Origin of the sequence: Aureicoccus marinus, from assembly GCF_002954325.1 — a bacterium.
Classification (GTDB): domain Bacteria; phylum Bacteroidota; class Bacteroidia; order Flavobacteriales; family Flavobacteriaceae; genus Aureicoccus; species Aureicoccus marinus.
Genome location: NZ_MQVX01000001.1, coordinates 253,835 through 266,893 on the forward strand (window position 1 = coordinate 253,835; position 13,059 = coordinate 266,893).

Here is a 13,059-nt window from a genome sequence, read left to right on the forward strand (position 1 = left end):
CCTAATCAGCGCACCCCAACATGACCGAGTTTTTCAAGTCTGAATTGAAAGACAAGTTTCTTGAGTACGCCTGTTCCCGGGACGATTACTTTGAGACACAGCTACTCTATGACGAATTTCTAAGACCCAACTACGACCGGAAATTTGCTGAGAAACTGATCGAAGAGATTCTGGAATACGACAACCAACTCCTGGATACCATCAGCGGAAATGGAGTGAAAGTCTTCATGTTGTCCTCGACCGCCTATACGGATGAGTTTCTGGAAAGCGGTGGCTTTAAAAATCTGTTTATTCAGGAAGAGGAAAAGTGGGATACCTTCTTACAACACCTGGGCGGAGGGCGTTCTTCTAAGAAGAAACCTATGAAAAAAAGTACGAAGTCTTCCCTGAAAAGGGAGCGGCAGTGGATCATTTTGCTCTTGTGTATGTTGGGTTTCAGTTTTTTGGTTTCCTCAACAGCAGTGGTATGGACTTTATTCGGCGAGCCCAAAGTCAGCGAAAAGGAATTAGAAGAAAGGCTGAAGCGGATGGAAATCCGCCATATGGAAGAAGTGCAAAGTCTGCAAAGGGAGCTCAATGCTATACGTCAATATCATGAAGCTGATTCCAGTCAATAACGCCATTCCCACTGTTGATTCTTATCATTACGCTTGCCTAATTCTCCGATGAGGTTATCGTATTGAGCGGGGTCTTCCGAACAGGTTTTTATCGCGATTACTTGAGGATGTATTTGTGTAGTCTGGTCGTATATTCTGGATTTAATCGTCGACAGGGCTTGCATGGCTTGTTGAATACTGGTACGATTGATTTCGCTTGGAAGAGGCAGGGTACCTGTTACTTCCCTAGATTTAATACCGATAATCTCAATTGAAAGTGTGCCTGAAATATGATTCGATTCTGCGGCCAAACCCAAAGCGAAGAGATCGCCAAAATTGATGTTGGATTTATGGGCTTTGATGTGGGCCACCAGCCGCAATCCCACCCCGATACGGGCCTGACCACATTCCTCGGAATTCACCGTTCGGAACTTGGAATAATCCATAATCACGCGGTACGAGGAATTCTTTTTTGACACAAAGCTATTGCTCACACTGAGATCGCCTCCCCGATCGTGCTCCAAAACCGAGACCAAGACATTTTCGTTGATAAGAAAGTCCAGTTTTTCTTGTTTTGAGCACTGCCCTAAATGCTTGCGCAGGCTTTGTTGCTTTTGAAAGAGTTGAATAGGATGGGCATATTCCAAAGGATCTACGGGAACATAGCCGCTTATTTTTTGAGGGCAGTCGTTTCCGGTGCCAGCGTTTGATAACTCTTGCAGGAAAGGCTGAAACAAGAGAGAAGAACAAGTACGCAGAGTGCTTTCATGGGTGAAGCTTTTCCGCAAAATACATGGAAGGGCTTCTGGTGGCAAGCGCTATTGAGGGAGGAAGGCGTTAGGTTGAGTGAGTAGGAAAGGGAATGGCGAAATTACATCATCCGACCCATCCACCGGAATAGTCCGTAAAACACCAAAGCGATTGCCGCATACAATAAACCATAAAAACCCAAGAGGCTCAGGTTGTGTATATCCAGGTTAGAAAAGTAGAAAAGGCCTTGCGAACGATGTTGATAGAGATCCACGACCACCGATCCGACTTGGGAAAGGAGGACGATGAGAAGGATGTGACGGCCTTTTAGCATGATGTTCGTTTTAATAGATAGACGCCCGATAAAATCAAAAGTTACGCCTAGGGGTGTTAAAGTTTACTGTATCCACAAGAGGAACTCCACATAGAGGCGTTCCCAGTAGTTGATTTGGGTTAATCCAACGAATAAAATAATAAGTAAACTGGACAACATTGAGGTAGCAATGCTACGCTTCACGTTTTTTCGACGAACAGGAGGCTGTGCCGGGTAGTAAGCAATGTTTCTGATAACAAAACGACTGCTCTGAAATAGAACATAGCAAATCGCTCCCAGGAGCACCCAGGCCAAAGCCAGGTTGGGAAGCAATTCAATCAGTTCTTGTAGTTGGGAATCAGTCCACATAGTTTATTCTCTCTCTTATAACGAAAAAAAGTAGCAAAACGTATGCCACAAACGGACTACAAAATTAGGGGTTGGAAGAACCTGTGCTGTTTGGGAGAGCTCTATTTAACCTGAATTTAGCTTTTGCTTAAAAGGAAGATATTTAACGACTGAAAACATAGAGGAGACCATCTGCCGCTGTACCGGCGTCAAGCCGCAATCGATTTTGTCTCCAGGACAAGGTGCCCAATCTTTCTCCTTCGACAATAAAATCATAGGTGTAACGAAGTTCCTCTTCTTGTTGGATTAAATCAAATGAATAAACACCATTCGCAAGGGGAAACTGTCCTCTTTTAGGGTCGTTTTCGTCTAAGTTTGACGAGACGCTAACCACAGAAGCAAAAAGGTTAATATTCCATTTCAATTCTCCAGGGTTAAAATCCGTACTTGACCCTGTAAGTCCTCCAGAAATGTTAGATAACTGCCATTGGCCTGATAATAGGCGAACCTCGTTTTCGTCTTGTTCTGCTTCTGTACAAGCCAAAAGAGTAAGAAAGAAAAGGTAGAATAAGGAGCGTCTCATGATGAGGTATTTAGCCTTAGACAAGATGCAAAAAAAATCAAGGTCTTCCGTCTGTCAAGCGCAGAGCATCTTCATCAATCCAAAGACTATCGGTTTTTCGGTTAAGCAATCCGTGATTCAGGAGCAAATAGGTGCCTTTTTCGCTGGTATCGCCTCGTTTGGTCTGAGGCGAGTAAAGTCCCCGAATCAAATAGGTCTTTGCAGAGCTTTCTAAGCGGTTCGGTTGAACTAAAATGTATAAATCCACAGGATCTACTTCGGTGACTTTATTGGCACTTGGACGGCCAGAAAACTGCATAAAACGTATAAAGTAATCCGAGGTATACAGGGAGTTTTCTGAAACAAATTGAGACATCCATCCCACCAAAGATTCTGATGGTTGTTTTTGCACTAAGAGCAGATGACGCAATCCCAGAGGACCTTGGTCTGTAGCGATGCTGTCTTCTACCCAGATCTTTTGTAAGGTGTTGGTTTGCTTACTCTCAGGCAGAGCAGGGGACGATTTTTGTTCTCCTTCAGGCAAGATAACCACAAAGGTTTCTTCTTCCTGGCTTTTGTGGTATTCCGATTCAGCGAGCTCAATTTCCTTTTTAAGACGTTCAATATTTTCTTCCTCCTCCTCCAGTTCCTTTTGCAAGGTTTCAAGAGTTGATCTGGTCTCTTCCCGTTGGCGTTCTACTTGGGATCGGGTCTTGGGATCGACACAGGCAAGAAAGAAAATGAATACGCCCAAAGTGAACAATAGGACTCTCCGGCTATTCATACTTATGGGGTTTGGGGCGGGCTAAAGGTAATTATTCTTTGGAATTAGCCGGATTCGGCCATTGATAAAGAAAAATTAACGGCTAGTGTTAAAGTCTACGGCTTCTCTAGGCGATTGACTTATCTTGGTTCGCAGTTTTTACACCTAAACATGAAGAATACACTGCTACTGACCGGCATTTTATTTGCTACAATGCTACACGCCCAGGTGACACCAAACTGGGTGCGTTATCCTTCCATCTCTCCGGATGGAAAAACAGTCGTTTTTACCTATAAAGGAGATTTGTTCTCGGTACCCGTAACAGGAGGAGAGGCACGACAGTTAACCTACCACAAAGCCCACGATTACAAGGCTGTTTGGAGCCGCGATGGCAAAACCATTGCCTTTGCCTCGGATCGCTATGGGAATTTTGACATCTTTACCATAGATGCGGCTGGGGGACCAGCAAAACGCCTGACTTTCCACAGTACAGACGAGCATCCATTTACCTTCAGTGCCGACGATAAAGGCGTGGTCTTTGGAGCAGTTCGGCAGGACTTGGCCGAACACAGACAATACCCTACGCGTTCTCAACCCGAGTTGTATAAGGTTCCACGTAATGGGGGCCGTGTTGATCAAATTCTAACGGTTCCTGCCGAAGATGTGCGCATTAGTGCCGATGGTAATCGCTATATCTACACGACAAAAAAGGGGGAGAAAATGAATTCAGAAAACACCACACCAGCTCTATTGCACGCGATATCTGGACGTACGATCCCAAAACCGGAAACCACAAAAAGTTGACGAATTTTTCGGGTGAAGACCGAAATCCAGTCTTCAGTAAAAGTCAGGAACGCATCTTTTATCTGAGCGAAGAAAGTGGAACCTTTAATATCCACGAAATGGACTTGGAATTCCCAGGAAGCTCCAAGCAGCTGACCCGTTTCGAGAAACACCCTATCCGCCACTTAACGGCTGCTCAGGGGGTGATGACTTTTAGTTATGATGGAGAATTGTACGCTTTACGCGAGGGGACACAAGCCCAAAAAGTTCGGGTTTTTCTGCGCAGCTCGGATGTCGAAAACAAGGATCAGGTGGTTTCCATTTCCGGAGGAGTACGTGAGATGCAAGTTTCGCCTAACGGAAAAGAAATCGCCTTTATCTCTCGAGGGGAAGTCTTTGTAACCGCTGTAGAAAGCGGATTGACCAAGCAGATCACCAAAACTCCCGAACAAGAGCGCTTTGTTCAGTTCACCCACGATGGGAAGGGATTGGTCTATTCCCGGGAGGTCAATGGAAAGTGGACCTTGTTTCAAACGCTAAAACAACGCAGCGAAGAACCTTACTTTTTCGCTTCGACTCTATTGGAAGAGAAGAAGTATATAAAGGGCGATAAAGAACACTACTTGCCTCGCTTTTCTGCCGATGGAAAGTATGTGGCCTTTATTGAGGACCGTCGTAGTTTGGTTGTGATGGATTTAAAATCCAAATCCAAGACCACCTTGCTTACACCGGACGATCTTTACCATATGACTGATGGTGATCAGTACTTCACCTGGAGTCCTGATAGCCGTTGGTTACTCTTTAGCTGGGGGCAAAGCCTGAGTAACGAAGAGGTACTCTTGCTTTCTAAGGACGGAGAGCAGCGGATTAATCTGACCCAAAGTGGCTACTACGATTACTACCCCAAATGGATTGGCAAAGGGGAACAAATGATCTGGTTCAGCAACCGGGATGGGCTTAAGAGTTACGCGACCAGTGGTCGTACACAGACCGATATTTACACCATGTTCTTTACCCAGGAAGCCTGGGATAAATTCAGCCTTTCTAAGGAAGACTACGACCTCAAGAAGCTGCTCGAAAAAGACAGCAAAAAAGATAGTGGTTCGGCCAAAAAAGAGGATGATAAAAAGAAGAAGAAAGACGCCAAAAAAGACGAGAAGAAGGAAGCTGATCCTCTGAAGTTGGATTGGGCCAATGCAGAAAACCGCAAAGCGCGTTTGACCATTCACTCTTCGCGTCTGTCGGATGCAGTCTTGTCTAAAGATGGCGAAAAGCTCTACTACCTCGCTCAATTCGAAAAGGGATACAACCTTTGGGAGACAGAACTAAGAACCAAGAAAACCCAGCAACTGATTTCTCTTAAAGGAAGAGGAGGTTCGCTACAATGGGATGCTAAGCAAGAAAACCTCTACCTGCTGAGCGCTGGACGAATTTCGAAGGTGAACCTCAAAACGAAAAGAACCAAACCGGTGGCTATGCGCTCCGAAATGCTATTGGATACTGAGGCGGAACGCAAGGCCATGTTTGAGCATATCTGGATTCGAACCAACAAGATATTCTACACCTCAGATTTTCATGGTAAAAACTGGGACAAGCTCAAGACAGAGTACGAAAAGTACCTGCCTCATTTGGGTAATTCTTTTGAGTTCGCTGAAATGATGTCCGAGATGTTAGGAGAGTTAAACGTGAGTCACGCGGGAGCAGGGTACAACAGCAGCATACAGAATGGAGATGCGACCGCTAGCTTGGGAATCTTTATGGACTACGCTCACAAAGGAGATGGACTGCGTGTCGTTGAGGTCATGAAGGGTGGGCCTTTGGATAAAGCAGGCCTCAATGTCCGTAAAGGGGATATCATTCTAAGTGTTAACGGAACGGTGCTAAGTCCAGAGAAGGACCTGGCCTCCTATCTGAATAGACTGGCTGGTAAGATCACTCTACTCGAACTGCGCAAAGTTGATGGGAGCACTCAGCAGATCACCGTCAAGCCAATCACAACTGGTCAGGAAAATCGTCTGCTCTACAACCGCTGGGTTAAGAAGAACGAATCCGAAGTGGCCAAGCGCAGTAATGGTAAATTGGGTTATGTCCATATTCCAGGGATGAGCGATGGTCCTTACCGCAACATCTACGAGAAAATGCTGGGTAAATATGGCGATAAGAAGGGTGTTATTGTGGATACCCGTTTTAATGGAGGAGGAGACTTGGTAGCCGATTTAGCCATGTTCTTTACCGGAGAGCCTTTTATTTCTTACGAAACAGAGGCGCGTCGTGTGGGAGGAGAACCCACTTCGCGATGGACCAAACCTACCCTGGCCATGTTCAATGAATCCATGTACAGCGACGGGCATTGTTTTGCCAGTGGGTACACGGATTTGAAAATTGGAAAGACCGTTGGAATGCCTGTCCCGGGTACCTGTAGTTTTGCTGGATGGGAAGGATTACCGAACGGCGGCTATTGGGGCGTTGTGCCGGTAAGCGCCAAAAACAAAGCAGGGGAGTGGATGGAAAACAACCAGACCAACCCGCAGATTCTGGTCAAAAATGATCCAAAGATCATCGCCGAAGGTCGTGACCAGCAATTGGAGCGGTCCGTGGACGAATTGCTACAAGACGTGAACTAGTACTGGTGAAATCCAGCACTGATAAATTCTAAAACAAGAGGAAGGGAGGCCCGCCAGTAGGTCCAGGTGTGGCCTCCGTCTCTTACACGGTATTCGTGTTTGATTTTCTTTTTAGTCATCGCGATATGCATTAGGCTGTTGCCCTCAAAAAGAAAGTCGTCATCCCCACAATCGATAAACCAGCGAACAGAATTCAGATCTTTTTCGCTCATGCTTTCCACCAGTCGAAGCGGGTTATTAATGTCCAGGTATTTTTCAAGTTCTTCCTCGGAGAGCTTTTTGTTTTTAAGTTGTTGAAATCCGGCGAGCTCTTCGGCCGTTTGTGGCCCCATCCAGGCACTTAAGGGGCAGGCTGACGCAAAAAGATCAGGCCGGTGCAAGGCGTAGAGAAAAGTGCCTCCTCCACCCATAGAAAGACCGGAGACAGCGCGATAACGCTTTTCTTTCTTAATTCTAAATCGCGATTCGACCGTGGGCATCAGTTCCTCAAAAAAGAACTCCTCAAACTTCCATTTTCCGTCTATGGTATTGGTGTACCCAGGCTGCCCGGTATCCGCGTCAGGCATGACAATGATCATCGGGGTTGCTTTGCCTCTGGCTATGGCTTGGTCTGTGATTCGCCTTACCTCTCCAAATTGGACCCAGCCCGTGTGGTTATCGGTATATCCGTGCAGGAGGTACAGGACGGGGTAATGCCGTTTTGAGAGTTCGTAATCCGGGGGCAAATAGACCGCGTAGTTTCGCTCTTCTTTTAAAATCTTACTCTTTACCGTGAGGTTGTCGTATACTTTACTATGTTGCCCGTGGATCTGAGCGACCGTCAAAAGCGCAAGGAAACACAGGAGGGTTTTCGGTAATAAAAGAAGATTTTTTAACATTTTTTCTGTTTTGAACGTCAGATTGTTGAGAGATTGATTGAAATACTTGTACCTTAAAGTCGTTAAAATCCTACATTTAAACAAAATAATATCCAATGGGAAAGTTTGAGATTAAAACAACTGCTAAAGGAAACTTCATGTTTAACCTCAAAGCAGGGAATGGCCAGATCATTCTCACTAGTGAGCAGTACAACAGTAAAGCGGCCTGCGAGAACGGCGTGGAATCTGTAAAAAAGAACGCTTCTGAAGATGGACGTTTCGAAAGAAAAGAGGCTAAGGATGGTAGCCCTTATTTTAACCTAAAGGCTTCCAATGGTCAGGTCATCGGAAAAAGCGAAATGTATTCCAGCTCTTCCGCTATGGAAAATGGAATCAGCTCGGTGAAAAAGAACGCTCCTGACGCTTCAGTAGAAGAAATTTAACAGCTGCAGCTGAATAATTTAAGCCTCCTTCGGGAGGTTTTTTTGTTTTCAGCCCCTATCTTGTAAACAAAATTGCTAGATCCGCCTATGAAATGGAAAGCTTTCGTATTGGGCGTCTTCTTTGTGCTGGTTTCTTGCGGCACTACAGACACCCCTGATGTACCCGAACCGAACACCGATATTATCCCTGCAAACCTCACGGTTGAAGTCGTCCGAGTTGGTTCTGATTCCCAAAATCCCAATGGGGATGGATCAGGAGAAGTACTTCTGAGTGCCAACGCCGATAATGCTGTTCGCTTCACCTTTCAATTTTCTGATGGACAGCTCATAGAATCCAATACCGGACAGGTTCAGTACCGCCATGATTTGGCTGGAACGAGAACCTACGCCGTATTGGTGAAGGCCATTTCCGAAACAGGGAATGAATTGGCTTTATCCCGTCAGTACCAGGTCTTTGTTTCTTCAGAATTGTTCTCGACTTTGGTCTTTTCGGATGAATTTGATGAAGATGGGGCCTTGGATCCTGAAAAGTGGCATCACCAGATTATTCCACCCCAAAACGGAGGATGGTTCAATGGGGAGCAACAACACTATACGGATCGTTTAGACAACTCTTACGTGAGCGATGGGACACTGAAAATCGTAGCAAAGAAAGAGACTTATACCACCCAAAATTCTACCCGGGAGTACACCTCGGCGCGTTTGAATTCTATTTTCACCTTCCAGTACGGCCGTGTCGAAGTTCGAGCGAAGACGCCGTCTAGAGGAGGGACTTGGCCTGCGATCTGGACGCTGGGCGCCAACATCAATGAGATTGGCAACTACCACGGAACTACTTTCGGTAGTGTGGGCTGGCCTGCTTGTGGCGAGATTGATATCATGGAACAAAAAGGTTGGGACAAAACCCGTACCATTGGCTTCTTTCACTGGGGCAACACCAATACGGGTGCGTACCAGAATGAAGGGGGGGAGATTGATATCGCTGGTGTGGGAACCGACTTTCACATTTATTCCTTAGAATGGACCGAAAACAGCATGCGTGTCGAAATGGATGGGCAATTGATTTACGAGTTGTCCAATACCCAAGATAAACCCTTTGACAATCCCCACTATTTGCTGTTAAACATCGCCATGGGTGGTAACCTGGGAGGGGATATCCCGGCAAACTTCACTGAGGATGTAATGGAGATTGACTACGTACGAGTGTATCAATAAGTCGGCTTATCTCGAGGCTGCATAGGACTCGACCTCGTCAAGTATACGAAGCATATTCGCACCCCATAATTTGGTGAGGGCTTCTTTGTCGTATCCACGCTTGATCAATTCTCGAGTGACATTGATCGTTTCGGAGCTGTCCTGCCAACCGGCAATACCACCACCCCCATCAAAATCGGAGCTGAGTCCTACTTGATCAATTCCCATTTTATCGACCAGGTAATCTACGTGATCGGCGAAGTCCTGCACATTGACCTGAGCAGGCGCCTGCTTGTCTTCTGCGGCCAGGGCATTAGCCAAGGTTTGAATGCGGAAGCGACTGTTCATAAAGGCAACGAAGTCTTCCTTGAGCAGTCGGGAGAATTGAGAGCGATCGAAATACGGTAACCCCAATTCGCTTGCGGCGCGTTTTAAATACTGCTTCATAAAGGCTGCACGGGCATTGTGTTTTTCGGTGTGCAAATAGGAGCTAAAGGCTACCGCTTGCACCAATCCTCCTTTTTCTTTGAGCGCTTGGAGTTGCTCATCGTCCAAATTGCGGGAGTGACCACAAAGGGCTCGGGCAGAAGAATGCGACGCGATAATGGGCGCTTCGGAAAGTTGAACCATCTGCATCATGGTCTCTCGGGAGACGTGGCTAACATCCGCCATGATTCCTAAGCGGTTCATCTCGGCCAAGGCTTCTCGACCTAAACCACTCAGGCCTCCGTGAATCCAAATATCATCTTCTTCCCCGGTATTGGAATCACACAATTGGTTGTGCCCATTGTGCGACATCGAAATATAACGGGCTCCACGCTGATGATAATCCTCCAATTGCTTGAGGTCGGTCCCCAGTGGGTAGGCGTTTTCTACACCGATCATGATGACCTTTTTGCCTTTTTCCAAAATCCTTTTAACCTCGGAGGAAGAAGTAGCCAGTTCGACCTGCTCAGGAGCGTACTCCATGCAGAGACGATCAATGGCATCAAATTTAGAGAGGGCAACTTCTCTTGCGTTTTTGTAGGCCGCTTCATTGAGCTCACCCTGCCCCGTAAAGACGATAAGCCAGGCCACATCCAACCCTCCTTGTTTCATTTTAGGCAGGTTGAATTGGGTGTCTAGATTTTGGGTGTAGTTGACCTCCTTAGTGAAGTTAGCTACATTGATATCGATGTGGGAATCGAGGGTCAGGAGTTCTGAATGTAGCTCCTGAACGTGTTGATCAATAGTGCTTTCTTGCATTGCTCTCTTTTCGGTACAAGAAAAGGAATTCGCCCATAATTCTAAGACTAATGGCTATTGAATTTCTGGTTTTACCCGAGCTCCGTCCTCTCCGATACTAATCTCTGAACTAATCAAAATATTACGGGAAGAGTTGCCCAGTTGAATAAAATAGTCTCCGGGTTCAACCACCCAAGAGGACTGATTTTCATTCCAATAGCTCAAATCACTTAAAGGGATTTCAAAGGCTAAGGTTTGGCTGGTACTCGGTAAAAGAGCACTGGTCTTCGCGAAGGCTTTCAGTTCTTTTTCCGGACGCTCGACGGCCGATTCTCCTTTTCCGATATAAACCTGGACTACTTCTTTTCCCGCCAATTCTCCCGTATTGGTCACCTTAACCTGCAGAATGATTTTGTTTTCTTGGATTTCCGTCTTCAGCTCATCGAGTTCAAAAGTGGTGTAGGACAGACCGTATCCAAAAGAATAGGAAACCCGAAGATCAGCATGGTCAAAATGACGATAGCCCACAAAGATGTCTTCTTCGTACAGAGTGAAATCGATATTTCGCTCTTGCTCTTCTTCGGGTTTGGTTTCGGGGGGACCTTGCATCAATTCCATCAGCATGCCGGGCAAGGACCATTGGGTTCCCACAAGGGGGAAGTTGGCATGAGAGGCGTGGTCTTCCAGTTTTACAGGAAAGGTCATGGGGAGCTTTCCACTGGGGTTTACAGCACCTTTAAGAATATCAGCGACGGAGTTACCGCCTTCTTGCCCTCCTTGCCAGGCCAAAAGAATGGCGTCGGGGGCCTCTTTCCAGGAAGCGGTTTCAATGACTCCTCCAATGTTGAGTACCACGATCACGGCTTTGTTCTTTGCGTGAAAGACCTCGCAGGTGTTCACAATCATTTGTTTTTCGGCCTCCGTCAGTAGGTAATCCCCTTCTGGCAACCGATCTCCACCTTCTCCGCTGTTGCGTCCGATGGTAATAATCGCAGCTTCTGCCGTTTCCGCCATTTTGACCAGGTCTTCAGCCGTATACGTCAGGTGAGGAGGGATATAGGGAGTGAAAATAGCGTCCATGCCTTCTGGTTTTTGGAAGCCTTCTTTATTCTCGGCCTTGTGCTTTTCAAACACCTCTTTGGAATAGTCGTTTACGGTAAAACCAGCATTTTCAAGCCCCTGATCCAGAGAAATGGAGTAGGCTTCGTTGACATCTCCAGAGCCTGTTCCTCCAGCGATAAAATCAAAGGAAGTCACTCCGATAAGCGCAATATTGTTTTGGTTGGTCAAGGGCAATGCAGATTCGTTTTTGAGAAGAACCATGCCTTCTGAGGCAGACTGCCTTGTTAGGGCGGCGTGGGCCTTAAGATCCGGTTCATTGCTGTATTCGGTCCCTTTCATCTTGTGTGAGGTAAAGACCAGGCGCAGGATGCGGCGAACGGAAGTGTCGATAGCCTCTGACGAAAGAGTGCCTTCTTCTGCCCCTGCTTTAAGGGCTTTCCACTGGTTGTTTGTACCGGGTTCCAAGAGATCATTACCCGCCATGACCATTTTCACGGGATCGTATCCACCAAACCAATCGGTCATAACCAAGCCTTCAAACCCCCACTCATCCCTGAGAATATCCGTCAGGATTCTGCGGTCTTCGGCCACATAAGTACCATTGATTTTATTGTAGGACGACATGATGGTCCAGGGCTGTGATTCTTCCACCATGATTTCAAACCCTTTGAGGTAGATTTCACGCAGGGCTCTTTCCGAAATCCGAACATCGTTCAGGTTGCGATTCGTTTCTTGGTTATTGGCCAAAAAGTGTTTTACGGCAGTACCCACACCATTAGATTCTATCCCATTGACCAGGGCGGCACCCATCTTCCCGGAGAGCAGCGGATCTTCCGAGTAATACTCGAAATTACGGCCACATAGAGGGTGGCGCATGATATTGGCTGCTGGCCCCAGAATCACATCGATTCCATATTCTTTTCCTTCCTTACCCATGGCCTGACCGACTTCTTGGGCCAGCGAAGTATTCCAAGTAGAAGCCATCAAGGTTCCAATAGGGAAAGCCGTACAGTAGTAGGTTCTCTCTTCACCCTTGCGGGCAGGTTGTATACGCAAGCCGGCTGGTCCGTCAGAAAGATAAATGGTGGGTAATCCCAAACGGGGAGTGGGAACGATGGTTCCCACCGCTCCAGGGATTCCGGTGCCTGGTTCTACTTGACCCATGGCAGAGGCAAGTCCGGACCCTTTGAGCAGGTGAATTTTTTCTTCTTGAGTCATCAGGCTCAAGGCATTACTTACTCGCTCTTCAAGAGATAGGCGATGATCTTCATAAGGATCAAGAGTACTGTTGCCATTTCGATCGGCAAAAAGCTGGCCGTCTACCTCAATGTCGCTGAATTGCGCTTTTTCGACGTAGTCATCTTCAAAATCAAGGAAGGTGCTTTTGAATTTATTGGCGGTGAATAGAACGACAATAATTATAAGGAGTAAAATGATTCCCAATCCTATTCCGATTTTCTTCAGTACTTTTTTCATTTCTTTGGTTTGTGGCAGAATGACACAAATATAAATTATTTATTGTGGCGAACTGACACAAAAG

Annotated in this window: 13 protein-coding genes; 5 read left to right on the forward strand and 8 right to left on the reverse strand. The window is 46.5% G+C overall.

Going from position 1 to position 13,059, the window contains the following annotated elements:
- Positions 1-20 precede the first annotated feature (20 nt).
- The gene (locus BST99_RS01235; RefSeq protein ID WP_105000186.1) at positions 21-617 is read left to right on the forward strand and encodes a hypothetical protein; all 597 of its coding nucleotides are present in this window, start codon (positions 21-23) and stop codon (positions 615-617) included.
- On the opposite strand, the gene BST99_RS01240 is transcribed toward BST99_RS01235, so the two are convergent.
- From BST99_RS01240 to BST99_RS01260, 5 genes are all read right to left on the reverse strand, one after another.
- Positions 611-1,384 (reverse strand): hypothetical protein, encoded by a 774-nt coding sequence (locus tag BST99_RS01240; RefSeq protein WP_181044123.1) that lies wholly within the window; start codon positions 1,382-1,384, stop codon positions 611-613. The genes BST99_RS01235 and BST99_RS01240 overlap by 7 nt on opposite strands.
- Before the next feature lie 83 nt (positions 1,385-1,467).
- Positions 1,468-1,680 (reverse strand): hypothetical protein, encoded by a 213-nt coding sequence (locus tag BST99_RS01245; protein WP_105000188.1) that lies wholly within the window; start codon positions 1,678-1,680, stop codon positions 1,468-1,470.
- Between the two features lie 63 nt (positions 1,681-1,743).
- On the reverse strand, positions 1,744-2,028 hold the full coding sequence (locus BST99_RS01250) for a hypothetical protein (RefSeq protein ID WP_105000189.1): 285 nt from the start codon (positions 2,026-2,028) through the stop codon (positions 1,744-1,746).
- Positions 2,029-2,170: 142 nt separating this feature from the next.
- A complete protein-coding gene (locus BST99_RS01255; RefSeq protein ID WP_105000190.1) occupies positions 2,171-2,590 on the reverse strand; it encodes a hypothetical protein in 420 nt (139 codons plus the stop codon).
- Positions 2,591-2,627: 37 nt separating this feature from the next.
- A complete protein-coding gene (locus BST99_RS01260; RefSeq protein ID WP_105000191.1) occupies positions 2,628-3,353 on the reverse strand; it encodes a hypothetical protein in 726 nt (241 codons plus the stop codon).
- A 150-nt stretch (positions 3,354-3,503) separates the two neighbouring features.
- On the opposite strand from BST99_RS01260, the gene BST99_RS14560 reads away from it, so the two are divergent.
- Positions 3,504-4,136 carry a hypothetical protein gene (locus tag BST99_RS14560; RefSeq protein WP_245916149.1) on the forward strand — a complete coding sequence of 211 codons (633 nt, stop codon included), beginning with the start codon at positions 3,504-3,506 and terminating at the stop codon, positions 4,134-4,136.
- Positions 4,133-6,739, forward strand: a complete 2,607-nt coding sequence (locus tag BST99_RS01265) for a S41 family peptidase (RefSeq protein ID WP_245916150.1) — start codon at positions 4,133-4,135, stop codon at positions 6,737-6,739. The genes BST99_RS14560 and BST99_RS01265 overlap by 4 nt, the downstream gene beginning before the upstream one ends.
- Here BST99_RS01265 and BST99_RS01270 read toward each other — a convergent pair.
- Positions 6,736-7,617 carry an alpha/beta hydrolase gene (locus tag BST99_RS01270; RefSeq protein WP_105002385.1) on the reverse strand — a complete coding sequence of 294 codons (882 nt, stop codon included), beginning with the start codon at positions 7,615-7,617 and terminating at the stop codon, positions 6,736-6,738. The genes BST99_RS01265 and BST99_RS01270 overlap by 4 nt on opposite strands.
- 95 nt (positions 7,618-7,712) lie before the next feature.
- On the opposite strand from BST99_RS01270, the gene BST99_RS01275 reads away from it, so the two are divergent.
- A complete protein-coding gene (locus tag BST99_RS01275) occupies positions 7,713-8,039 on the forward strand; it encodes a YegP family protein (protein WP_105000192.1) in 327 nt (108 codons plus the stop codon).
- 87 nt (positions 8,040-8,126) lie between these two features.
- Positions 8,127-9,254: a glycoside hydrolase family 16 protein gene (locus tag BST99_RS01280; protein ID WP_105002386.1), complete on the forward strand. Its 1,128-nt coding sequence runs from the start codon at positions 8,127-8,129 to the stop codon at positions 9,252-9,254.
- A 6-nt stretch (positions 9,255-9,260) separates the two neighbouring features.
- Here BST99_RS01280 and BST99_RS01285 read toward each other — a convergent pair whose 3' ends face one another.
- Both BST99_RS01285 and BST99_RS01290 read right to left on the reverse strand, forming a co-directional pair.
- The gene (locus BST99_RS01285) at positions 9,261-10,478 is read right to left on the reverse strand and encodes a dipeptidase (protein ID WP_105000193.1); all 1,218 of its coding nucleotides are present in this window, start codon (positions 10,476-10,478) and stop codon (positions 9,261-9,263) included.
- A gap of 54 nt (positions 10,479-10,532) precedes the next feature.
- Positions 10,533-12,995 carry a beta-glucosidase family protein gene (locus tag BST99_RS01290; protein WP_105000194.1) on the reverse strand — a complete coding sequence of 821 codons (2,463 nt, stop codon included), beginning with the start codon at positions 12,993-12,995 and terminating at the stop codon, positions 10,533-10,535.
- Positions 12,996-13,059: the final 64 nt, after the last annotated feature.